We start from the raw sequence: 21,229 nt of genomic DNA on the forward strand, positions 1-21,229 counted from the left end.
TTTGCAAGGGAGGTCTTTCCGTGCGCCTGAAGGTGGACGTTCTGCCCACGGAAGAGCTGGTTTACCCGGATGTGGTCCTGGTGGTGGACGTGATCCGGGCCACCACCACCGCCACCTGCCTCTTGGAAGCGGGGGCGGAGGCCTTGTACCTGGTGCCGAGCCTCGAGGCCGCCAAGGCCTTCAAGGATGGGGACGTGGTCCTGGTGGGGGAGGTGGGGGGGCTCAAGCCCCCGGGCTTTGACCTGGGCAACTCCCCCCGGGAGGCCCTGGAGGCCCCCGTGGGGGGAAGGATCGTGGTCATGAGCACCACCAACGGCACCAGGGCCGCCCATGCGGCGGCCAGAACCGCCAAGCACGTCCTCTTGGCCTCCCTCTACAACGCCCACGCCGCCGCCAGGCTGGCCCGGGAGCTGGCCACGGAAGAGGTGGCCATCCTCTGCGCGGGCAAGGAGGGGCGGGTGGGGCTGGACGACCTCTACACCGCGGGGGTCTTGGCGGAGTACCTGGGCCTCATGGGGGAGGTGGAGCCCGAGGACGGGGCCCGGGTGGCCCTGGCGGTGAAGCGCTCCTACCAGGATCCCCTCGAGGCCCTAAGCCTCTCCGCGGCCGCCCAGGCCCTCAAGGCGGTGGGCCTGGAGGAAGACGTCCCCTTCTGCGCAGAGGTGGCCAAGAGCGCCGCCGTCCCCCTCCTCTCGGGCCGGGTGGGGGAGGCCCTCATCTTCAAGCGAACCCACCCCGGGCAGGGGGGCTGAGACCACCCCGCGCTGGCCCTTGCCGGCACGGGGGAGGGGCCTCAGGGCCTCCACTCCCCCGCCAAGAGCCCGTGGAAGCGCCTTAAAGTGGCCACGCCCTTCTCCAGGTTCACCAGGTCCAGCTTCTCGTTGGGGGCGTGGAGGTTGTCGTCGGGAAGCCCCAGGCCCAGGAGGACCACCGGGGCCCCTAAGGCCTCCTGCAGCTCGGCCACCACGGGGATCGTCCCCCCCTCCCGGGCGTAGACGGGCGGGCGGCCCCAGACCTCCTCCAGGGCCCGGGCCATGAGGCGCATGGGGGGGCTAAAGGGGTCGGTGAGGACGGGCTTGCCCCCGTGAAGCCTGTGGACCTCCAAGGTGTAGCCGGGAGGACAGACCGCCTTCAGGTAGGCCTCGGCCAGGTCCGCCACCTCCTCGGGGTCCTGGTCCGGCACCAGGCGCATGGAGAGCTTCATCCCCGCCTCGGCGGGAATCACCGTCTTGGAGCCCTCCCCCTGGTATCCGCCCCAGATGCCGTTCGGGTCCAGGGTGGGCCGGGCCCAAAGGCGTTCCAGGAGGCCAAACCCCTCTTCCCCCGGCAGGGCCTCCACGCCAAGCTCCCGCTTCAGGGCCTCCTCGTCCAAGGCGGGCCAAAGGCCCTTCTCCTCTGAGGACAGGGGCCGGACCCGGTCGTAAAACCCGGGGATCAGGACCTTCCCCGTCCTCTCGTCCTTGAGCCGGGCGAGAAGCCACCCCAGGGCCTGGATGGGGTTGGGGGCCACCCCGCCGAAGGCCCCGGAGTGGAGGTCCCGCCTGGCCCCCTTAAGGCGCACCTCCAGGTAGCAAAGCCCCCGGAGGCCGTAGGTGAGGGTGGGGGTGTGGGGGGCGAACATGGCCCCGTCGGAGATGAGGACCACGTCTGCCCGAAGCCTCTCCCGGTGTTCCCGCACGAAGGGCAGGAGGTGGGGGCTTCCGATCTCCTCCTCCCCCTCCACCAGGAACTTCAGGTTGACGGGGGCCTCCTCCGCGGCGAGGACGTGGGCCCAAAGCTGCCCCTTGTCGTCGGAGGCCCCCCGGGCGTAGATCCTCCCCTCCCGCACCACCGAGGAGAAGGGCGGGGTGTCCCAAAGCTCCAGGGGGTCAGGGGGCTGGACATCGTAGTGGCCGTAGACCAGGACCGTGGGGGCCTCCTCCCCCACCCGGCGCTCCGCGTAGAGGATGGGGTGAAGGGGGGTCTCGTGGAGCTCGGTGCGGAAACCCAGGGCCTTAAGCCTTTCCTCAAGCCAAAGGGCCGCCTTACGGACGTCCTCCTTGCGGGCCGGGTCGGTGGAGACGGAAGGGATAGCCAAAAACTCCAAAAGGGGTTCCAGGGCGCTCACGCGCCCATACTACCTCCTTCGGAAAGCGCCTTGCCCTCCTCCAAAAGGAGGAGCTTGAGCCGGGCCACCTCGGCCTCAAAGCGGGCCTGCAGGGCCTCGAGCTCCGCCCGAAGCCGCATGATCTCCTCCACCCCAGCCAGGTTCACCCCAAGCTCCTGCGTCAGCCGCCGAATCTCCCTAAGCCGCTCAATGTCCCGCTCCGAGTAAAGCCGCGTCTTCCCGCCCGACCGCCGCGGCTTGATGAGCCCCTTCCGCTCGTATAGCCTTAGCGTCTGCGGGTGCATCTCCACCAGCTCCGCCGCCACCGAGATCACGTACACGGGGCGGTCCTTGGGGGAGGGCTTCTCCGTCTCCCCGGGGGCGGGAAGGGCGGGGCGCTCCAAGGCCTCAAAGCGGGCCCCGATCTCCCGCTTGAGCCGGGCCACCTCGGCCTCAAAGCGGGCCTGCAGGGCCTCGAGCTCCGCCCGAAGCCGCATGATCTCCTCCACCCCAGCCAGGTTCACCCCCAGCTCCTGCGTCAGCCGCCGAATCTCCCTAAGCCGCTCAATGTCCCGCTCCGAGTAAAGCCGCGTCTTCCCGCCCGACCGCCGCGGCTTGATGAGCCCCTTCCGCTCGTATAGCCTTAGCGTCTGCGGGTGCATCTCCACCAGCTCCGCCGCCACCGAGATCACGTAGACCGGACGGTCCTTGTCCATGGCCCTTAGCCCCTCCCGCTAAAACCTCCTAACCCCATTCATTATAGGGCAGGGGCAAACCCTAAGCGCAAGGAAGCTCTCTTCGCCGCCTCCACCACCCGGGGGGCCAGGCGGTGGGCCTCCGCGGGGGAGAGGCGGCTGGCCGGGGCCGATAGGGAGATGGCCCCCACCACCTCCCCCCCAGGGCCAAAGACCGGGGCGGCCACGCACCGCACCCCCAGTTCCTTCTCCTCGTTGTCCAGGGCGTACCCCTTCGCCCGCACCCGTTCCAGCTCCCGCTCCAGGTCCTCCCGGCGGGTGAGGGTGTGGGGGGTGTAGGCCTCGAGGGAAAGCCCCTCGGGCACCCCGCGGAAGGCCAGGAGCACCTTCCCCACCCCCGTGGCGTGCAGGGGGGCCCGGGAGCCGGGGGCGGTGAAGAGGCGCACCAACTTGGTCCCCTCCGCCTGGTCCAGGTAGAGGGCCTCCATGCCCGCCATTACCGCCAGGTTCACGCTCTCCCCCGTCTCCGCCGCCAGGGCCTCCATCTCGGGCCGCACCGCCCGGAGGAGGCTCTTCCGGGGATAGGCCTGGCCCACGGCGAAGGCCCGGGGCCCCACCCGGTAAACCCCCCCCTCCTCCTCCACGAAGCCCCGGCGGGCCAGGGCCTGGAGGAGGCGGTAGAGGGTGCTGGGGGAGAGGCCAGCCTCCGCCGCCAGCTGGGAGAGGCGGGCCTCCCCCAGGGCGGCCAGGGCCTCCAGCACCCCGAGCCCCCGCTCCAGGGTCTTCACCGTCCCTGCGCCCTTAGCCCTAGGCCGCGGCATGGCCCCAGGGTACCAGGCCCTGGGGGATTTTTCAAGATGCAAAAAACTATTTTGTATCTTGACAAACCCCCGCCCTCCCCCTTAGGCTCAGGCCACCATGAAGGGCGTGGAGATCCGCAAAGACCATCCCCTCCTGAAGGAGGTCCTGACGGAGGAGGCCTTGGGGTTCGTGGTGGCCCTGCACCGGGAGTTCAACCCCGTGCGCAAGGCCCTATTGGAGCGGCGGAAAGCCCTTTGGGAGCGGTACAAGGCCGGGGAGAAGCCGGACTTCCTCCGGGAGACCGCCTTCGTCCGGGGCGGGGACTGGAAGGTGGCCGAGGCCCCCCCTGACCTCCTGGACCGCCGGGTGGAGATCACGGGCCCCGTGGACCGGAAGATGATCGTGAACGCCCTGAACTCGGGGGCCAAGGTCTTCATGGCGGACTTTGAGGACGCCCTCTCCCCCACCTGGGATAACGTCATAGGGGGGCAGAAGAACCTCATGGACGCCATCCGCCGCCAGATTGACTTCGTCTCCCCCGAGGGCAAGGAATACAAGCTCAAGGAGAAGACCGCCACCCTCCTGGTGCGCCCCAGGGGCTGGCACCTCGTGGAAAAGCACGTCTATGTGGACGGGGAGCCCATCTCCGCGAGCCTCTTTGACTTCGGCCTCTACTTCTTCCACAACGCCCACGAGCTCCTAAAGCGGGGAAGCGGGCCCTACTTCTACCTGCCCAAGCTGGAAAGCCACCTGGAGGCCCGCCTCTGGAACGAGGTCTTCAACTTCGCCCAGGACTACCTAGGGATCCCCCGGGGCACCATCCGGGCCACGGTCCTCATCGAGACCATCCTGGCGGCCTTTGAGATGGAGGAGATCCTCTACGAGCTCAAGGAACACGCCGCCGGGCTGAACGCGGGGCGGTGGGACTACATCTTCAGCTGCATCAAAAAGTTCGCCACCACCGCCCCCATCTTCCCCGACCGGGCCCAGGTGACCATGACCGTGCCCTTCATGAAGGCCTACACGGAGCTCTTGGTCAAGTCCTGCCACACCCACGAGGCCCACGCCATCGGGGGGATGGCCGCCTTCATCCCGAGCCGCAAGGACCCCGAGGTGAACGAGCGCGCCTTCCAGCAGGTCCGGGCCGACAAGGAGCGGGAGGCCTCCCAGGGCTTTGACGGCACCTGGGTGGCCCACCCCGATCTGGTGCCCGTGGCCATGGAGGTATTTGACCGCCACCTGGGCGAGAGGCCCCACCAGAAGCACGTGAAGCGGGAGGACGTCCGGGTGACGGCGGAGGACCTCTTGAACTTCCAGGTCCCCGGGGGGAAGGTGACGGAGGCGGGCCTCAGGAACAACATCTCCGTGGCCCTCCAGTACCTGAACCAGTGGCTCTTGGGAAACGGGGCCGCCGCCATCTTCAACCTCATGGAGGACGCCGCCACCGCGGAGATCAGCCGGGCCCAGCTTTGGCAGTGGGTGCACCGGGAGGCCACGCTGGAGGATGGCCGCCCCGTTACCCCAGAGCTCTACCGGAAGGTCAAGGAGGAGGAGTTGCAAAAGCTTGGGGGAAGGGAGACGGGCCGCTACCGGGAGGCCGAGGAGATCCTGGACAAGCTCGTCCTCTCGGAGGAGTTCATCGAGTTCCTGACCCTGGTGGCCTACAACTACATTGACTAACCCCATGCTGGCTTGCGCCAGCCTGGGGGCCCCAAAGGGAGGGGGAGAACTTCTCCCTTTTGCCCTAAAGTGGAGGGGAAGGAGGCCAAGGATGGGCTTTTTGGAAGAGCTTAAGGCCCTGCTTCCGGGGAGGGTCCTCACGGGGGGAGCGGAGCTTGCCCCCTACGAGTCCGACGCCCTCACCGCCTACCGCAAGCGCCCCCTGGCCGTGGCCCTCCCGGAGAGGAAGGAGGAGGTCATCGGGGTGGTCCGGCTCTGCCACCAGTACGGCGTCCCCTTCGTGGCCCGGGGAAGCGGGACGAGCCTCTCGGGAGGCTCCCTTCCCGTGGAGGGCGGGGTGGTGATCGCCCTGAACCGGATGAACCGGATCCTGGCCCTGGACCCCCTGAAGCGCATCGCCGTGGTGGAGCCGGGCGTGGTGAACCTGAGGGTCTCCCAGGAAGCCCTCCCTTTCGGCCTCTACTACGCCCCGGACCCCTCTAGCCAGCCCGTGAGCACCCTCGGGGGCAACGTGGCCTTCAACTCCGGCGGGGCCCACTGCCTGAAGTACGGGATGACGGCGAACCACGTCCTGGGCCTGGAACTCGTCACCCCCACGGGGGAGGTGGTGCGCCTGGGCGGGGAGAGCCTGGAGGGGGTGGGACCGGACCTCCACGGCTTCTTCGTGGGGACGGAGGGGCTTTTGGGGGTGGCGGTGGAGATCACCTTAAGGCTTCTCCCCAAGCCCGAGGCCTACCACACCCTCCTCGCCGCCTACCCTAGCCTGGACCAGGCGGGGGAGGCGGTGAGCCGGGTGATCCGGGCAGGGCTCCTCCCGGGGGCCATGGAGATCATGGACCGCCTGAGCATAGAGGCCGCGGAGAAGGCGGTGGGGGCGGGCTACCCCATGGTGGAAGGCCTCCTCATCGTAGAGCTGGAAGGCCCCAAGGAGGAGGTGGCCGCGGAGGCCGAGGTCCTCCACCAGGTGATCGGGGAAAGCGGGGCCCTCGAGGTGCGGGTGGCGAGGAGCGAGGCCGAGCGCCAGGCCATATGGCGGGGCAGGAAGGCCGCCTTCAGCGCCGTGGGCAGGCTATCCCCGGACTACATCGTCCAAGACGGGGTGGTGCCGCGAAGCCGCCTGGGGGAGGCCCTGAGGGAGATCCAGCGCCTCTCCCGGGAGTACGGCCTAAGGGTGGCCAACGTCTTCCACGCCGGGGACGGGAACCTCCACCCCCTGGTCCTCTACGACGGGAAGAAGCCCGGGGAGCTGGAACGGGCCGAGGCCTTGGCCGGGGAGATCCTGAGGCTTTGCGTGCGCTTAGGAGGGTCCCTCACGGGGGAACACGGCATCGGGGTGGAGAAGAAGGGCTACATGCCGGAGATGTTCTCCCCGGAAGACCTCCCGGCCATGGAGGAGGTGAAGCAGGCCCTGGACCCCAAGGGCCTCGCCAACCGGGGCAAGGTCCTGCCGGAGGTGGTCCGTGCCGGCGCTTAGGCCGGAAAACCTGGAAGAGGTCCGGGAAGCCGTGCGGGCCTACCCCCGGCTCCGGGCGCGGGGCGGGGGGACGAAGCCCGCCCTCTCCACCCCAAGGGAGGGGGAGGCCCTTTTGGACCTCTCCCGCCTCCGGGGCCTTCTGGCGTACGAGCCCGAGGAGTTCGTCTTCACCGCCTTCGCCGGAACCCCCGTCGCCGAGGTGGAGGAAGCTCTACGGGCCCACGGCCAGTACCTCCCCTTCCACCCGCCCGTGGCCGGCAAGGGAGCCACCCTTGGGGGGACAGTGGCGGCCGGGCTTTCCGGGCCTTTGCGCCACCGCTTTGGGGGCCTAAGGGACTTCCTCCTCGGGGTGCGGTTCGTGGACGGGGAGGGGAGGGTGGTGCGGGGCGGGGGCAAGGTGGTGAAAAACGCCGCTGGCTTCCCCTTCCACCGCCTCATGGTGGGCGCCCTGGGGGCCTTTGGGGTCTTGGTGGAGCTTTCCTTTAAGGTCTTCCCCAGGCCCCGCACCACCCGGACCCTAAGGGTGCGGCGGGAACGCCTGGAGGAGGCCCTCGCCGACCTGGAAAGGCTCAGGCTCCTCCCCTTGGACCTCCTGGCCCTGGACCTCGTCCCCCCCGCCACCTTGGAGCTCCGCCTGGGCGGGTTCGAGGAAAGCGTGGAGGCGCGCCTGAAGCGCCTTTTGGACCTCCTCGGGGAGGGGGAGGTCCTGGCGGAAGACGAGGCCCACTGGGAGGCGGTGCGGGACCTCGGCTTTTTGGAGGGAAGCCCCATCTGGGTCAAGGTCCCCGCCAAGCCCCACCTCATCCCCCGCCTCGAGGCCCTCTCCTTGGGCCCAAGGCGCTACCTGGACGGCGGGGAGGTGCTCTACGCCGGGGCCACGGAGGAGGGCCTAAAGGCGCTAAGGGAGGCGGGGTTTCCCCACCTGGTGCTAAGGGGGGCGGAAGCGCCCCTCTTCCCTAAGCCCCAAGGGGCCTTCTTCGCCGGGGTCAAGAAGGCCCTGGACCCCAAAGGCCGCTTTCCCTTAGGGTGAGAGCATGCAACACCAAATCCCCGTAGAAAAGCTGGGCAAGGAGGGGGAGGTGATGGCCCACGCCGTTGAGGCCTGCGTCCACTGCGGCTTCTGCCTCCCCACCTGCCCCACCTACGTGGTCCTCCAGGAGGAGATGGACTCCCCCAGGGGACGGATCTTCCTCATGAAGGAGGTCTTGGAGGGAAACCTCAAGCTGGAAGAAGCCCTCCCCTACCTGGACCGCTGCCTCGCCTGTCAGGCCTGTGTCACCGCCTGCCCAAGCGGCGTCCCCTACGGCGAGCTCATCGCCACCTTCCGCCTGTGGAGCGAGGAAAAGCGGCACCGCTTCCCCTTGGAAAGGGTCTTCCGCCTGGGCCTCCTCCGCACCCTCCCCTACCCGGAGCGCTTCCGGCCCCTGGCGAAGCTCGGCGCGGGCCTGAAGCCCCTCCTCAAGCCCCTTCCCCTTCCCAAGCCCCTGAAGGCCCCCCTCGCCCTCCTCCCGGACCGCCTTCCCGAGGAGGCCCCCTACGGGGAGGTCTACCCCGCCAAGGGGGAGAGGCGGGCGCGGGTGGGGCTCCTTCTGGGGTGCGCCCAGAGGGTCTTGAGGCCTTCCATCAACCAGGCCACCATCCAGGTCCTCCAGGAAAACGGGGTGGAGGTGGTGGCGGTGCCGGAGCAGGCCTGCTGCGGCGCCCTCAACCTCCACGCCGGGGACAAGGAGGGGGCGCGGGCCCTCGCCCGGAAAAACCTGAAGGCCTTCCGGGACGTGGACTACGTGGTCACCAACGCCGCCGGGTGCGGCTCGGGGATGAAGGAGTACCCCCTCCTCTTCCTGGGGGAGAAGGAGGAAGAGGAGGCCCGGGCCCTCGCCGCCAAGGTGAAGGACGTGACCGTCCTCCTGGACGAGCTCGGCTTCACCCCGCCCCCACCCCCTAAAGGCCCCTTGCGGGTGGCCTACCACGACGCCTGCCACCTGGCCCACGCCCAAGGGGTAAGGGAGGCCCCGAGGCGGCTTTTGCGGGCCGCCGGGGTGGAGGTGCTGGAGCCAAAGGAGTGGGAGCTCTGCTGCGGGAGCGCGGGAACCTATAACCTCTTCCAGCCGGAGATCGCCGAGGCCTTGGGCAGGCGCAAGGCGGAGAACCTGAAGGCCACGGGGGCCGACCTGGTGGTCACGGGGAACATCGGCTGCCTCACCCAGATCCAGGCCTACCTGGACCTCCCCGTGCTCCACACCGCTGAGCTTTTGGCCCTCCTCTACGAGGGAAAGGACCCTCTGGCTTGACGTGCATATCTTCCTGCAGCCATGCTTAAAGCATGGCCCTCACCATCCGCAACAAGGAGGTGGAGCGCCTGGCCGAGGAGGTGGCCCGCCTCGCCGGGGAGACCAAGACGGAGGCGGTGAGGAAGGCCCTGGAGATGCGTCTTAGGGAACTCCAGAGGAAGCAGAGCTTTGACCGGGTGATCCGCTTCCTGGAAGAGGAAGTCTGGCCCCAGATCCCGCCGGAGCTTTTGGGGAAGGGGATCTCCAAGGAAGAGGAGGAAGAGACCCTGGGGTACGGCAAGGAGGGGTACTGATGGTGCTGGACACCTCCGCCCTCCTGGCCATGCTCTTTCGGGAAGAGGGGTACGAGGAGCTTTTGGAGCAACTCCGGCGCACCCGCCCCCACAAGGTGGCCGCGCCCACCCTGGCCGAAGCGGGGATCGTCCTGGGCGCCCGGCTGGGCTTTGAGCGGGTGCATCTTCTCTTTGTACTCCTAACCGAGCTCCAGGCCGAGATCGTGCCCTTCACCGAAAGGCACGCCCGGGAGGCCATCTCCGCTTACCGGCGCTACGGGCGGGGCAGGCACCCCGCCGGGCTCAACTTCGGGGACTGCCTGAGCTACGCCCTGGCCCGGGTGGAGGGGGAACCCCTCCTCTACAAGGGCCAGGACTTTGACCGGACGGACCTGGCGTGGAAGCCCTCCTGAAGGAAGCCTTCCTCGAGGCCCTGAAGGCCACGGACCCCTACCGCCTCACGGCAAGGCACCTCCCCCCTTGGCGGCCGGACCTCCTCCTGGCGGTGGGGAAGGCGGCCGCCCCCATGCTCCAGGCCGCCCTGGACCGCTACGGAGAGGTCCCCTACCACCTCACCCTGCCCAAGGGGCAAAAGGCCCATGGGCTCAAGGCGGTCTTCGCCCGCCACCCCGTCCCCGACGAGGAGAGCGTTCGGGCGGCCGAGGAGGTCCTTGGCCTCCTCCAGGGCCTTTCCCCGAGGGCGCGGGTCTTGGCCCTGGTCTCGGGCGGGGGAAGCGCCCTGTGGTGCGCCCCTTTGGGGATCTCCCTGGAGGAGAAGCGGGCCCTCACCGAGGCCCTCCTGAGGAGCGGGGCGAGCATCCACGAGATGAACGCCGTGCGCAAGCACCTCTCCCAGATCAAAGGGGGAAGGGCCCTCCTCGCCACCAGGGCGAAGGTCCACGTCCTCCTCCTCTCCGACGTGCCGGGAGACGACCCCTCGGTCATCGCCTCGGGCCCCTTCCACCCGGACCCCACCACCTACGCCGAGGCCCTCGCCCTGTTGGACCGCTACGGCCTCGCCTTCCCCGGGGCCCGGGCCGTCCTCCGGCAGGGGGTGGAAGGGCGCCTCCCCGAAACCCTAAAGCCCCAAGACCCCGCCCTAAGGCGCCTCGCCTGGCGCCTCGTGGGGACGAACCTCCACCTCCTCCGGGCGGCGCAAAGGTTCTTGCGGGCCCGGGGCTTCCGGGCGGCGGTCCTCTCCGACCGCTTCGGGGGGGAGGCCAGGGCCCTCGCCCGCTTCCACGCCGAGCTCATAGAGGCCATCCGCGCCCACGGGGTGCCCTTCAGGAAGCCCCTCTTCCTCCTTTCCGGGGGGGAGGCCCAGGTGCGGGTGGTGGGGAGGGGAAGGGGCGGGCGGAACCTGGAGTTCCTCCTCGCCCTCTACGCCCACCTCAAAACCCCCCTCTACGCCCTCGCCGCAGACTCCGACGGCCTGGACGGAAATAGCGGCGCCGCCGGAGCCTTCCTCACCCCGGCGGTGTGGGAAAAGGGCCTAGACCCCAGGCCCTTCCTGGAGGAAAACGATAGCCTTGGCTTCTTCCAGGAGGCGGGGACCCTCCTCATCACAGGACCCACCGGGACCAACCTCAACGACTTCCGGCTCCTTTTTGTAGACTGAAGGGGTTGGCTAGCCTCTACGTCCACGTCCCCTTCTGCCCCACCTTATGCCCCTACTGCGACTTCCACGTGGTCCGGCGGGGGCCGGGGTGGGTGGAGGCCTACCTCGGGCGCCTTAAGGAAGAGGCCAAGGCGCTTTACGAGCGCTTCCCCGAGCCCCTACGCACCCTCTACCTGGGCGGGGGCACCCCGAGCTTCCTAAGGGACCGGGAGCTTGTGGCCCTCTTCCAAAGCCTCCCCTGGGCGCTCGCCGAAGGCGCCGAGGTGACCCTCGAGGCCAACCCCGGAACCCTAAGCCCAAGCCGCCTCCGGCTCCTCAAGGACCTCGGGGTGAACCGCCTCTCCCTAGGGGTGCAAAGCTTCCAGGACGTGGTGCTCAAGTTCCTGGGCCGGGCCCACGGGAGGAAGGGGGCCCTAAGGGCGGTGGACATGGCCTTGGAGGCGGGCTTTCGCGTCTCCCTGGACCTCATCCTGGGCCTCCCCATGCAGGAGGTGGAAAAGGACCTGAAGGAGGCGGCCCGCCTCGGGGTAGGCCACGTCTCCGCCTACACCCTCCAGGTGGAGAAGGGCACCCCTTTCGTCCTTCTAGGCTTAAGGGAAGACCCCGAGCGGGAAGCCTGGGCCATGGAGCTGGCGGAGGCTATCCTGGGGGAGGCAGGGCTTTTCCGCTACGAGGTCTCCAACTTCGCCCGGGAAGGGGAAGAGGCCCGCCACAACCTGGTTTACTGGCGGGCGGGCTTCTGGCTCGCCCTGGGCCCCGCGGCCACGGGGCAGTACCCGGGGGAAGGCGAGGCCTACGCCCTAAGGCGCACGAACCCGCCCCTCCCCCGCTGGCTTGTTGGGGAAGCCCCGAGGGAAGAAGCCATCCCCCCCTTGGAGCACGTCAAGGAAGCCCTCATGCTGGGGCTAAGGCTACGGGAAGGGGTGGACGTGGGGGCCTTGGAGGCAAGGACGGGGCTCGCCCTCTTCCCCCTTCTCCATGGGGCGGCCGAGGAGCTGGTCCAAGAAGGCCTCCTCCGCGTCCAGGGGAAAAGGCTCCTCCCCACCCCCAGGGCCTTTTCCCTCCTCCACCGGGTGGTCCTGGCCCTCTGGGAGGCCCTTGACCCCCTGGCCCTGGGCCAGGGAACCATCCGCCAGGTCTAGGCGAAGGCCAGGGCCTCCCGGGCCCGGTCGGCCAGGGCGAAGAAGCGCTCCCTGGTGAGGGGGATCTTCCCCGTCACCAGGCCCTTGCCCGGCTCGTAGTGGGCGTGGAGGTGGATGTGGGCCCGGGGGAGGCGTAGGCCGATGCGCTTGAGCTTGGCGTGCCTCGGGGAGACGTCGGCGAGCAAAAAGGGCTCCCCTAGGGCATCCGAGAGGGAGGCGGTCATGATGGTGGTGGGGAGGTCGTAGGGGCGCTCCATGCGGTAGATGAAGTCGGGGAAGTCCGCCTCCTTCTCAAAGCGCACGCCCTTCTCCCTGGCGTACGCCCGCATCCAGGAGAGGAGTTCCACCCAGGCCTCGTAGAGTTCGCGCTCGGAAGACGCGCTCATGGCTCAAGTATAAAGCCCCGGGGAGGACCCCGGGGAGGTTTGGTGGGCGCGAGTGGACTTGAACCACCGACCCCTACCGTGTCAAGGTAGTGCTCTGGCCACCTGAGCTACGCGCCCGCGCTTTTGGAGGCGCCGGCCGGATTCGAACCGGCGAATGGAGGTTTTGCAGACCTCTGCCTTACCACTTGGCTACGGCGCCAAGCCGTAAGGTATGGTAACACGCGGGGAAAATGGCTGTCAAGAAAGCCCGTGCTCAAGGCAAAGGTGCTATGATGCCAGGCAATGAGCGAGGTCTTCGTGCGCCTCAGGCGGGGGCGGTGGCCCCTCTCCAAGGGGCTCCTGGTGGAGGCCCTCCTGCCCCTGGGGGTGCCCCTCGAGGCCGCCCAAGCCCTGGCCCACACCGTGGAGGAAAGGCTCAAGGAGGCGGGAAAGAAGGAGGTGACCCCCAAGGCCCTAAGGCAGGTCTTCCTGGAGGAGGTGGCCAAGTCCCTGGGGCCTGGGGTGGCGGAGCGCCTCGCCCAAGAGACCCTGCCCTTTGAGGAAATCCTGGTGCTGGCGGGGAAAAAGCGCCGCCCCTTTTCCAAGGGCCTCCTGGCCCGCAGCCTGGAGGAGGCTGGCCTCTCCCTCAAGGAGGCCCACGCCCTGGCCAAGGAGGTGGAAAGGCACCTGCGGGAAAAGGGGGTGCGGCAGATCTCCGCCCGCCGCCTGGAGGCGGTGGTGGCTCAGGAGGTGGAGCGGGCCAAGGGCAAGGCCGCGGGCCGGCGTTACCTGGAGCGCCAGGCCTTCGCCGGGGAGCTTTTCGTGGAGGAAGAAGGCGGGGAGCCCAAGATGCCCTTTTCCAAGGGCATCCTGGCCCAGTCCCTCATGGGCATCGGCCTCTCCCCGGAGCAAGCCTACCGCCTGGCCCGGGAGATGGAGACCGGGCTAAGGCGGGAGGGTATAAGGGTGGTGCGCCGGCCGGAGCTCCGCGAGCGCGTCTACCAGGCCCTGCTGAGGGAGGTGGGCGAGGAGGTGGCCCGGCGCTACCTCCTCCTCCGCCGCCTGCGGCGGAGCGCGCGGCCGGTCCACATCCTCATCGGCGGGGTCACGGGGGTGGGCAAGAGCGTCCTGGCCTCGGCCTTGGCCTACCGCCTGGGCATCACCCACATCGTCCCCTCGGACGCCGTCAGGGAGGTCTTCCGCGCCTCCCTCTCCAAGGACCTCCTCCCCACCCTCCATCTCTCCACCTTTGAAGCCTGGAGGGCCCTGATGCCCGGCCTCTCCGCCGAGGAAAGCCACGAGGCCCGGGTCATGCAGGGGTTCTTGGACCAGGTGGCCCGGGTGGCGGTGGGCCTCCGGGCCATCCAGGAAAGGAGCGCCCTCGAGGGCACCTCCATCGTCTTGGAAGGGGTGCACGTGGTGCCCCGCTACCTGGACCACCCTTACCGGGACCGGGTGCTCACCGTGCCCATGCTGGTGGTCCTTCAGGACGAAGGGCTCCACCGGGACCGCTTCCTCCTGCGCGACCGGGAGACGGGACACGCCAGGCCCCGGGAGAAGTACCTGGCCCACTTCGCCGAAATCCGCCTCATCCAGGAGCACCTGGTCCTTTGGGCCCAGGAGGAGGGCATCCCCGTGATCCCGGGGGAGGATCTGGACGAGGCGGTGGAAAAGGCCCTGGAGGTGCTGGTGGCCTACTTGGAGGCCCAGGGCCAGGAGGCCGCCCGTGCTTGAGGCCGCCGGGTTCCTCCTGCTCCTGGCCCTGGCCTTCCGCCTGGAAGGCCGCCTCCCCCTTCCCGCCCTGGGGGTTTGGCTCAACCTCCTCTGGTTCGTCTACCAAAACGAGCTGGGCTCGGGGTGGCTCACGTACCTGCGGGGCCTGGGGGCGGGCCTCTTCCTGGCGGCAGGTTACGGGAAGCCGGGCCTGGCCTGGGCCCTCACCCCCTGGCCCCTCCTCCTCTACCTGGGCCGGGACGCGCGGGAACTCCTCTTCTACCTCCCCACCCTGGGGGAGGGGATGCTCCTCGGGGCCCTCCTCTACCTGGCGGGCTTCCGCAAGCGGTAGCGGAGGTAGGGGAGCCCCGCCCCCAGAAGGCCGCCCAGGAGGAAGGGCAGGGGGTGGCCGAAGAGGAGCTGGAGGAGAAAAAGCACCCCCCAAAGCCCGGCGAAAAGGGGCACCACGAAGGGCTTCTCCCCATAGGCCAAGGCGGAAGCCCCCAGGAGGAGCCCCACGGCCAAGGCCATGCCCTCCTGGTTGGGCCTGAGGAAGAGGAAGTAAACGTAAACCGCCGCCCCCAAGAAGGTGAGGGCCCGGGCCAAGCGGTTAGGATCCATCAGTCCTTCACGAAGCGCCGCACCAGGACCTGGGAGAGGGTGAGGGCCACCCCGCCCCAGGCCACCTGGGGCTCCCGCCCCAGAAAGCCCATGGCCGCCGAGAAGACCCCTGCCACCAGGAAGAAGGGCACGTATTTAGGGTTCACCGTGAGCCCCAGGACGAAGGCCACCAAGAACCCGGCGACCCCCGGGGGAAGGCCCGCCCCCAGGACCATGAAGAGGAGCATAAGGGCGATGGTGATGGCCCCCGCCAGGTAGTAGGCCCCGGGAAAGGGCTCCTTGCGCTTCTTGCGGGCGTCCTTGGCCTCCGACATGGCCCAAGCTTACCACACCCTTTTTCCTGCCCGTCCCATGGGCTCCGGAAGTCCCCACCGGCCCTCCTGCCGGGGTGGCATCAGAGCCCGGCGGCCTCCGCCACGGCCTCGAGGGTAGCGGGCACGGGCGGGGGAAGCTCGGCCACCCTCTCGGCGGTGGCCGGGTCCTTGAGACCGTGGCCGGTGAGGGTGAGGACCACGGTGCTCTCCGGCTCAAGCCGCCCCTCCTTTAGGAGCTTGAAGACCCCCGCCATGGCGGCGGCGCTGGCGGGTTCGCAGAAGATGCCCTCCTCCCGGGCGAGGTAGCGGTAGGCCCAAAGGATCTCCTCGTCGGTCACCGCCTCTATAAGCCCCCCCGACTCCTCCTTGGCCCGGATGGCCCCTTGCCAGCTCGCCGGGTTGCCGATGCGGATGGCGGTGGCCAGGGTCTCGGGGCGCTCCACCGGGCGGCCCAGGACCAAGGGGGCCGCCCCCGCCGCCTGGAAGCCGAGCATCTTGGGAAGCCTTTTGGCCTTCCCCACGGCGTAATACTCCTTGTAGCCCATCCAGTGGGCGGTGATGTTGCCCGCGTTTCCCACGGGAAGGGCGTGGTAGTGGGGGGCGTCCCCGAGCTCGTCCACCACCTCAAAGGCCAGGGTCTTCTGGCCCTCCAGACGGTAGGGGTTCACGGAGTTCACCAGGGCCACGGGGTAGGCCTCGGTAAGGTCCCGGGTGAGGCGGAGGGCGTCGTCAAAGTTCCCCTCCACCTGCACGATCCTGGCCCCGTGCACCAGGCTCTGGGCCACCTTGCCCAGGGCCACGTAGCCCGCGGGCAGGACCACGATGGCCTTGATCCCGGCCCTTGCGGCGTAGGCGGCAGCGGAAGCGGCGGTGTTGCCCGTGCTGGCGGCGGCCACCGCCTTCGCCCCTTCCTCCACCGCCTTGGACACCGCCAGGGTCATGCCCCGGTCCTTGAAGCTTCCCGTGGGGTTCAGCCCCTCGTACTTGGCGAAAAGCTGGATGCCCTTCCTCCGCGCCTCCTCGGGGCCCTTCAGGGGGATGAGGGGGGTGGAGCCCTCCAGGAGGGTAACCACGGGGGTGTTCAGGGAAACCGGCAGGTGGGCGCGGTAGCGCTCCATGAGGGGAAGCCGCATGGCCCTATGCTTCCGCCCCCGGGGCCCTGGCGTCAAGGGCTAGCGGAAAAGGCCCCGGGTCTCCAGGGCGAAGCCGGGAAGCCCGGGGTCCAGGGGCACCCGCTCCGGGGGGAAGGCGGTCCCAAAGGGGCACGGCCTCATTCCACCCCGGGCCAAGGGCTTCCCTCCGCCAAGGGGGGCCGCGCCCGGAAGGCAGGCAGGTGCCCCGGGGCCCCGGAGAGGAAGCGGAGGAGGTCGGCGAAGAGCCCGCTCGCCGTGGCCCCGCCCCCCGCCCCCGGCCCCGTGACGAAGGCCTCCCCCAGGGGCCTCGTCTTCACCCAAAGGGCGTTTCCCCGGGCCCTCGCCAGGGGGTGGTCCTGGGGCAGGCGCCTCGGGGCCACCACGGCCCGCCACCTCCCCCCCTCCCCGTAGAGGCTCGCCACGAGGCGCACCCTCTCCCCCTGGGCCTCCGCCTCCTTCAGGGCCTTTGGGGTGAGGCGGGTGATCCCCTGGGCCTCCACCCCGGCGAAGGGGAAACCGGGGTCCACCAGGAGCCGGGCGAGGAGGGTGAGCTTGTGGGCGGCGTCTATCCCCTCCACGTCCAAGGTGGGGTCGGCCTCGGCGTAGCCCAGGCGCTGGGCCTCAGCCAGGGCCTCGGCGTAGGTCCTGCCTTTCTCCATCTCCTGGAGGATGTAGAGGGTGGTGCCGTTCAGGATGCCGTGGAGCTCAAGAAGCTCGCTTCCTCTCAGGGTCTCCAGGAAGGAGAGGGCGGGGGTGCCCGCCATGACGCTGGCCTCGCAGTAGATGAGCCCCTCCTCGGCGAAGGACCTCAGGCGGTCCCAGGCCTCGGCCAGGAGGGCTTTGTTGGCGGTGATGAGGGGGATGCCCGCCTCGAGGGCGGGGAGGACGAGCCTAAGGGGGGCTTCCACCCCGCCCATGGCCTCCACCACCAGGTCGGCCTCAAGGAGGTCAAAGGGCTCGGCGCGAAGGAGTTCCTCCGGGATGCCCCTGGGCTTCTTCGGGTCCCGCACCAAGACGCCCAGGAAGCGGGGAACGACCCCGAAAGCGGAAAGCTCCTCTGCCCGCTCCAACACGAGGTTGTAGAAGGCGCTCCCCACGGTGCCGCCCCCCAAGAGGGCGATCTTTAAGGCCTCCATGGGGGGGATTATACCCCTTGCGCTTTGTTAGCTAAGCTCGCTAAGCTAAGTCCGTGAAGGCCTTCACCGTGCACCAGGCCAAGACCCACCTCTCCCGCCTCCTCAAGGCCGTGGAGGAGGGGGAAGAGGTGGTAATCCTGAGGGGCAAAACCCCCGTGGCCAGGCTCGTCCCCTACCGCAAGGGGAAGCGCCCCCTGGGGTTTGTCCCGGGGAGGCTACCCGAGAGCTTCTTTGAACCCCTTCCCGAGGAGGAGCTCGCCCTGTGGGAAGGCGCTACCTCCTAGACACCCACGTCCTCATCTGGGCCCTCACGGAACCCGAGCGGCTGAGCCCTAGGGTCCGGGCGCTTTTGGAGGACCCCGACACCCCCCTTTTCGTCTCCTCGGCCAGCGCCTGGGAGATGGCCACCAAGCACCGCCTAGGGAAGCTTTCCGGCGCCGAGGCGGTCTTGGAGGGCCTGGAAGCGCACCTCTCCCGCCTGGGGGCCGAGGAGCTTCCCATAAGGCTTGCCCACGCCCTCCTGGCGGGAAGGCTTCCCGGGGACCACCGGGACCCCTTTGACCGCATCCTGGCCGCCCAGAGCCTGGTGGAAGGCCTCGTCCTCCTCACCACCGACCGCGCCTTCCCCAGTTTCGGCGTGGAGACCCTATGGTGAAGGACCTCCTGGAGGAGCGGGCGCGGGAGCTCGGCCTCCTCTTCGCCTGGGCCCCCCTGGACCTGCCCCCAAAGGCCGAGGCCCGCCACCGGGCGTGGCTGGAAGCGGGCCGTCACGGGGGAATGGCCTACCTGGAGTCCCCGGAGCGCTTCCACCCGAGAAAGCGCTTCCCCTGGGCAAAAAGCGCCCTCCTCCTCTTTGCCCCCTACGCCTACCCCGACCCAGGCCCTCCCCCAGGGGGCCTCAGGGTGGGCCGGGTCGCCCGCTACGCCTGGACGCGGGACTACCACCTCCTCCTGGGGGAGGTCCTGAAGGCCCTGGAGGGCCTGGCGGGAAGCCTCGGCCTCCCGGCCAAGGGCTACGTGGACCACGGGCCCCTACCCGAGCGCACCTTGGCCGCCCTCTCCGGGGCAGGCTGGATCGGGAGAAGCGGCATGTTCCTCTCCCAGGCCTTCGGGGTCCACGGCCTTATAGGCGTCCTCCTTACCCCCTTAGAGGTGGAAACCCCTCCACCCCACCCGAACCGCTGCGGCCGCTGCGCCCGCTGCCTTCCCGCCTGCCCCACGGGAGCCCTCCTCGGGGATGGCACCCTGGACGCCAGGCGGTGCGTGAGCTACCTCACCATTGAGCACAAGGGCTTCATCCCCCCGGAGCTTTGGCCGGGCGTGGGGGACTGGCTCTTTGGGTGCGACCTCTGCCAGGAGACCTGCCCCTGGGAAAGGTTCGGGAAGGTCTGGAAGGCCCTAAAGCCCGAGCCCGAGCTGGCCCATCCGGATCTTTTGGACTTTTTTCGCCTCTCGGGGCGGGCCTTCGGGAGGAAGTATGCGGGCACCGCCTTCCTGCGGGCGGGAAGGGCCCGCATGGCCCGCAACGCCCTCATCGCCCTCTTCAACCTGGGCCTTGGGGAAGGGCTCTTCCTGGAGGCGTCCCAGGACCCGAGTCCCCTGGTGCGGCGCACCGCGCTCCACGCCCTTTTCCGCGCCGGGAGGGGGGTGGAGGGGTTCTTGCAGGACCCCGAGCCCACGGTGCGGGCCGAAGCCTTAGCCCTGCTGGGGGAAGCGCCCGGTGCGGTAGACCTTCTCCAAGATGGGGGGAAGCCCCCAGGCCCTGAGGTCAAAGATGAGGGGGCCTAGGTCGTAGGGCACCTTCAGGAAGCGGGCCTCGAGGGTGTCCGTATCCAGGACCATAACGTCCGCGCCCGGCTCCCCGGAGAGGCTCAGGCCCACGCTCCCGGGGTCGGCCACAAGGCCCGCCCCCACCCGCCTGGCCAGGGGCAGGTGCCGCCCCCCCAGAAGGGCCACCTGGGCCCCGTAGCGCTCCAGGAGAGGGAGGAGGAGGTTGGCGGGGCCCAGGAGGTCCAGGTGCTCCTCCGGCTTTCCCGGGGTGCCGTGGAAGGCCACAAGCCGCTTTCCCCCAAGGCGAAGGCGGTGGGAAAGGCGCAGGGCGCGCAGGTAGGCCAACTCCTTCTCGGAAAGCTGCTCCCGCGTCCAGGCCAGGGTGGCCTTCCCCACCCCCTCGGGGAGGGACCCGGGCAATGGGTAGGCCACCCGCAGGTCCCAGGCCCCGGCGATGGCGGAAAGCCCCTCGGCCCAGAGCTTATGGATCACCTGCCGGGGGTGAGGCCCGTAGCCCACCAGGTCCCCCAGGACCAGGACCTCGTCCACCCCCTCCCCCCGAAGGGCCTCGAGGGCCGCCTCCAAGGCAGGGAGGTTGGCGTGGATATCGGAGAGGACCCCGAGGCGCATGGGTCCATTCTGCCACCCTTCCCGCCAAGACCCCGCGAAAAAAGGACCGGGAAGCCCTTATGGTAAAGGGGTGCAGGCCTTGGCCCTTGGCCTCCTCCTCGCCCTCACCCTTCCCCCCTTTCCCTTAGGCTTTCTCGCTCCCCTGGCCCTGGCTTTTCTCCTGAGAGGGGGCTTCCGGGAGGGGTTTTTGGCGGGCCTGGGCTTCTGGAGCCTGCACCTCGTCTGGCTTCCCCAAAGCTTCGCCACCCTCTTCGGCCCCATGGGGGCCGTCCCCTTCTTCCCCCTGGTCCTCCTCAAGGCCCTCTCCTTCGGTCTCCTCTTCGCCCTCACCCCCACGCCCCTCATGCGGGTGGGGGGCTGGGTGGTCCTGGAGTGGCTCACGGAGCAGGGGGAGCTCGCCTTCCCCTGGGGCTTTCTGGGCTACGCCCTGGTGGAGGCCCCGGGGCGGGTCCTCGCCGCCTGGGGAGGGGTCTACCTCCTCTCCCTCCTCGTCCTCCTCGTGGCCTTGGGCCTCAGGGCAGGGCGGCCTTGGGTCCTCCTCCCCTGGGCCCTCCTCTGGCTCCTCCCCCTCCCGTCCGCCAAGCCCGAGGAAGGGGCCCTCCTGGTCCAGGGGAACGTGAACCCTTTGGCCAAGGTCCAGGGGGAGCTGGACCAGGAGGTTTACCTGCGCCTCACGGAGGCAGGGCTCAGGGCCTACCCCGAGGCCAGGGCCGTGGTCTGGCCGGAGACGGCGGTGTGGCAGATCCCCCGGGAGGTGGACGCCCTCCTCCAGAACCGCCCCCTCCTCACCGGCCTCAACCTCTTCGGCCCCAACCGGGCGGTGCTGTACCGGGAAGGGGAAATCCTCGGGCACTACGACAAGACCCGGCTCGTTCCCTTCGGGGAGCGCTTCCCCTTCCGGGAGGTTTTGGGCGGGGTCTACGCCTTCTTCTTCCGGGCCATGGGGCTCGGAAACCTCGCCGACCGCACCCCCGGGGAAAAGGTGGCGCCCCTGGGCCCCTACGGGGTCATGATCTGTTACGAGTCCGTCTTCCCCTCGGTGGCCCGAAGCCTGGCGCGGGAGGGGGCCAGGGCCCTCGTTCTCCTCACCAACGACGCCTGGTTCGGCCCCTCCTTCGGGGGCAGGCAGCACTTCGCCCTAGGGCGCCTAAGGGCGGTGGAGACGGGAAGGTGGCTCCTCCGGGCGGGAAACGACGGCATCACCGCAAGCATTGACCCCTTCGGCCGGGTGGTGGCGGAAATCCCCCCGCACCGGGAGGGCTTCCTCCTCGCCCCCTTCGCCTTTGGAGGCGGGCTTACCCCCTACGCCCGCTTCGGGGACTGGGCGGTGGGCCTGGCGTTGACCATCTCTCTCCTTGGCCTTATCCTTAGGGTGCGCGCGCCGGGGTGGCGGAACCGGTAGACGCGGCAGACTCAAAATCTGCTGTCCGCAAGGACGTGCGGGTTCGAGTCCCGCCCCCGGCACCAAGAAGGCTCCTTAGGGGGCCT

24 protein-coding genes and 3 tRNA genes are annotated in these 21,229 nt (G+C 69.2%); 16 read left to right on the top strand and 11 right to left on the bottom strand.

Translation table 11 applies throughout. From position 1 onward, the window contains the following. The first annotated feature begins 20 nt into the window (after nucleotides 1–20). The gene (locus tag ACYQ0J_RS01375; RefSeq protein WP_460170402.1) at nucleotides 21–752 is read left to right on the top strand and encodes a 2-phosphosulfolactate phosphatase; all 732 of its coding nucleotides are present in this window, start codon (nucleotides 21–23) and stop codon (nucleotides 750–752) included. A gap of 41 nt (nucleotides 753–793) precedes the next feature. On the opposite strand, the gene ACYQ0J_RS01380 is transcribed toward ACYQ0J_RS01375, so the two are convergent. Genes ACYQ0J_RS01380 through ACYQ0J_RS01390 form a run of 3 tightly spaced genes read right to left on the bottom strand, consistent with a single transcriptional unit; the run spans nucleotide 794 to nucleotide 3,602 of the window. Next, nucleotides 794–2,107 (bottom strand): dipeptidase, encoded by a 1,314-nt coding sequence (locus tag ACYQ0J_RS01380; RefSeq protein WP_460170403.1) that lies wholly within the window; start codon nucleotides 2,105–2,107, stop codon nucleotides 794–796. Next, nucleotides 2,104–2,802, bottom strand: a complete 699-nt coding sequence (gene hspR, locus ACYQ0J_RS01385) for a heat shock protein transcriptional repressor HspR, fused homodimer type (protein ID WP_460170404.1) — start codon at nucleotides 2,800–2,802, stop codon at nucleotides 2,104–2,106. Before hspR ends, ACYQ0J_RS01380 begins: the two co-directional genes overlap by 4 nt. A 41-nt stretch (nucleotides 2,803–2,843) precedes the next feature. Beyond that, entirely contained in the window at nucleotides 2,844–3,602 is a 759-nt protein-coding gene (locus ACYQ0J_RS01390; protein WP_460170405.1) for an IclR family transcriptional regulator, read from the bottom strand. Nucleotides 3,603–3,699: 97 nt separating this feature from the next. Here ACYQ0J_RS01390 and aceB point away from each other — a divergent pair, with 97 nt between their 5' ends. From aceB to hemW, 8 genes are all read left to right on the top strand, one after another. Next, nucleotides 3,700–5,262 carry a malate synthase A gene (aceB, locus tag ACYQ0J_RS01395; RefSeq protein WP_460170406.1) on the top strand — a complete coding sequence of 521 codons (1,563 nt, stop codon included), beginning with the start codon at nucleotides 3,700–3,702 and terminating at the stop codon, nucleotides 5,260–5,262. Between the two features lie 91 nt (nucleotides 5,263–5,353). After that, a complete protein-coding gene (locus ACYQ0J_RS01400) occupies nucleotides 5,354–6,736 on the top strand; it encodes an FAD-linked oxidase C-terminal domain-containing protein (protein WP_460170407.1) in 1,383 nt (460 codons plus the stop codon). Further along, a complete protein-coding gene (locus ACYQ0J_RS01405; protein WP_460170408.1) occupies nucleotides 6,723–7,766 on the top strand; it encodes an FAD-binding protein in 1,044 nt (347 codons plus the stop codon). The genes ACYQ0J_RS01400 and ACYQ0J_RS01405 overlap by 14 nt, the downstream gene beginning before the upstream one ends. A 4-nt stretch (nucleotides 7,767–7,770) precedes the next feature. After that, nucleotides 7,771–9,027 carry a glycolate oxidase subunit GlcF gene (glcF, locus tag ACYQ0J_RS01410; RefSeq protein WP_460170409.1) on the top strand — a complete coding sequence of 419 codons (1,257 nt, stop codon included), beginning with the start codon at nucleotides 7,771–7,773 and terminating at the stop codon, nucleotides 9,025–9,027. 32 nt (nucleotides 9,028–9,059) lie between these two features. Beyond that, complete coding sequence (locus ACYQ0J_RS01415) at nucleotides 9,060–9,320, top strand: type II toxin-antitoxin system VapB family antitoxin (RefSeq protein ID WP_460170410.1); 261 nt, start codon at nucleotides 9,060–9,062, stop codon at nucleotides 9,318–9,320. Continuing rightward, the gene (locus ACYQ0J_RS01420; protein ID WP_460170411.1) at nucleotides 9,320–9,712 is read left to right on the top strand and encodes a type II toxin-antitoxin system VapC family toxin; all 393 of its coding nucleotides are present in this window, start codon (nucleotides 9,320–9,322) and stop codon (nucleotides 9,710–9,712) included. Before ACYQ0J_RS01415 ends, ACYQ0J_RS01420 begins: the two co-directional genes overlap by 1 nt. After that, nucleotides 9,697–10,917 (top strand): glycerate kinase type-2 family protein, encoded by a 1,221-nt coding sequence (locus ACYQ0J_RS01425; RefSeq protein WP_460170412.1) that lies wholly within the window; start codon nucleotides 9,697–9,699, stop codon nucleotides 10,915–10,917. Before ACYQ0J_RS01420 ends, ACYQ0J_RS01425 begins: the two co-directional genes overlap by 16 nt. A 5-nt stretch (nucleotides 10,918–10,922) precedes the next feature. Further along, on the top strand, nucleotides 10,923–12,059 hold the full coding sequence (gene hemW / locus ACYQ0J_RS01430) for a radical SAM family heme chaperone HemW (RefSeq protein ID WP_460170413.1): 1,137 nt from the start codon (nucleotides 10,923–10,925) through the stop codon (nucleotides 12,057–12,059). Here the strand turns inward: hemW and ACYQ0J_RS01435 are convergent. From ACYQ0J_RS01435 to ACYQ0J_RS01445, 3 genes are all read right to left on the bottom strand, one after another. Beyond that, nucleotides 12,056–12,445, bottom strand: a complete 390-nt coding sequence (locus tag ACYQ0J_RS01435) for an NADH-quinone oxidoreductase subunit 15 (protein ID WP_460170414.1) — start codon at nucleotides 12,443–12,445, stop codon at nucleotides 12,056–12,058. The two genes, hemW and ACYQ0J_RS01435, sit on opposite strands and share 4 nt — an antisense overlap. A 40-nt stretch (nucleotides 12,446–12,485) precedes the next feature. Beyond that, nucleotides 12,486–12,562: transfer RNA gene (locus ACYQ0J_RS01440), tRNA-Val, on the bottom strand. Nucleotides 12,563–12,569: 7 nt separating this feature from the next. Next, nucleotides 12,570–12,644 (bottom strand) — tRNA-Cys (locus ACYQ0J_RS01445). Between the two features lie 83 nt (nucleotides 12,645–12,727). Here ACYQ0J_RS01445 and ACYQ0J_RS01450 point away from each other — a divergent pair. Both ACYQ0J_RS01450 and ACYQ0J_RS01455 read left to right on the top strand, forming a co-directional pair. After that, the gene (locus tag ACYQ0J_RS01450) at nucleotides 12,728–14,158 is read left to right on the top strand and encodes an ATP cone domain-containing protein (RefSeq protein ID WP_460170415.1); all 1,431 of its coding nucleotides are present in this window, start codon (nucleotides 12,728–12,730) and stop codon (nucleotides 14,156–14,158) included. Next, nucleotides 14,151–14,489 (top strand): hypothetical protein, encoded by a 339-nt coding sequence (locus ACYQ0J_RS01455; RefSeq protein ID WP_460170416.1) that lies wholly within the window; start codon nucleotides 14,151–14,153, stop codon nucleotides 14,487–14,489. Before ACYQ0J_RS01450 ends, ACYQ0J_RS01455 begins: the two co-directional genes overlap by 8 nt. On the opposite strand, the gene ACYQ0J_RS01460 is transcribed toward ACYQ0J_RS01455, so the two are convergent. The 4 genes from ACYQ0J_RS01460 to ACYQ0J_RS01475 all read right to left on the bottom strand — a co-directional run bounded on the left by ACYQ0J_RS01460 (nucleotide 14,462) and on the right by ACYQ0J_RS01475 (nucleotide 17,341). After that, complete coding sequence (locus tag ACYQ0J_RS01460) at nucleotides 14,462–14,758, bottom strand: hypothetical protein (protein ID WP_460170417.1); 297 nt, start codon at nucleotides 14,756–14,758, stop codon at nucleotides 14,462–14,464. The genes ACYQ0J_RS01455 and ACYQ0J_RS01460 overlap by 28 nt on opposite strands. Next, nucleotides 14,758–15,072: a hypothetical protein gene (locus ACYQ0J_RS01465; RefSeq protein WP_460170418.1), complete on the bottom strand. Its 315-nt coding sequence runs from the start codon at nucleotides 15,070–15,072 to the stop codon at nucleotides 14,758–14,760. Before ACYQ0J_RS01465 ends, ACYQ0J_RS01460 begins: the two co-directional genes overlap by 1 nt. An 80-nt stretch (nucleotides 15,073–15,152) precedes the next feature. After that, nucleotides 15,153–16,205, bottom strand: coding sequence for a threonine synthase (gene thrC, locus ACYQ0J_RS01470; RefSeq protein WP_460170419.1), 1,053 nt, complete (start codon nucleotides 16,203–16,205; stop codon nucleotides 15,153–15,155). 137 nt (nucleotides 16,206–16,342) lie between these two features. Then, nucleotides 16,343–17,341 (bottom strand): homoserine dehydrogenase, encoded by a 999-nt coding sequence (locus ACYQ0J_RS01475; protein ID WP_460170420.1) that lies wholly within the window; start codon nucleotides 17,339–17,341, stop codon nucleotides 16,343–16,345. A gap of 53 nt (nucleotides 17,342–17,394) precedes the next feature. Here ACYQ0J_RS01475 and ACYQ0J_RS01480 point away from each other — a divergent pair, with 53 nt between their 5' ends. The 3 genes from ACYQ0J_RS01480 to queG are packed head-to-tail and all read left to right on the top strand — an operon-like array spanning nucleotide 17,395 to nucleotide 19,129. Next, nucleotides 17,395–17,625: a type II toxin-antitoxin system Phd/YefM family antitoxin gene (locus ACYQ0J_RS01480; RefSeq protein WP_008631765.1), complete on the top strand. Its 231-nt coding sequence runs from the start codon at nucleotides 17,395–17,397 to the stop codon at nucleotides 17,623–17,625. After that, nucleotides 17,604–17,996: a type II toxin-antitoxin system VapC family toxin gene (locus tag ACYQ0J_RS01485; RefSeq protein WP_460170421.1), complete on the top strand. Its 393-nt coding sequence runs from the start codon at nucleotides 17,604–17,606 to the stop codon at nucleotides 17,994–17,996. The genes ACYQ0J_RS01480 and ACYQ0J_RS01485 overlap by 22 nt, the downstream gene beginning before the upstream one ends. Beyond that, a complete protein-coding gene (gene queG / locus ACYQ0J_RS01490) occupies nucleotides 17,990–19,129 on the top strand; it encodes a tRNA epoxyqueuosine(34) reductase QueG (RefSeq protein ID WP_460170422.1) in 1,140 nt (379 codons plus the stop codon). Before ACYQ0J_RS01485 ends, queG begins: the two co-directional genes overlap by 7 nt. Here queG and ACYQ0J_RS01495 read toward each other — a convergent pair. After that, nucleotides 19,037–19,741, bottom strand: a complete 705-nt coding sequence (locus ACYQ0J_RS01495) for a metallophosphoesterase family protein (protein WP_460170423.1) — start codon at nucleotides 19,739–19,741, stop codon at nucleotides 19,037–19,039. The two genes, queG and ACYQ0J_RS01495, sit on opposite strands and share 93 nt — an antisense overlap. A gap of 70 nt (nucleotides 19,742–19,811) precedes the next feature. Between ACYQ0J_RS01495 and lnt the strand changes: the two genes are divergently transcribed. Both lnt and ACYQ0J_RS01505 read left to right on the top strand, forming a co-directional pair. Next, nucleotides 19,812–21,143, top strand: coding sequence for an apolipoprotein N-acyltransferase (gene lnt / locus ACYQ0J_RS01500; RefSeq protein ID WP_460170424.1), 1,332 nt, complete (start codon nucleotides 19,812–19,814; stop codon nucleotides 21,141–21,143). Then, nucleotides 21,122–21,208, top strand: a tRNA-Leu gene (locus ACYQ0J_RS01505). Before lnt ends, ACYQ0J_RS01505 begins: the two co-directional genes overlap by 22 nt. Nucleotides 21,209–21,229: the final 21 nt, after the last annotated feature.

It is taken from the genome of Thermus sp. FJN-A (assembly GCF_054655095.1).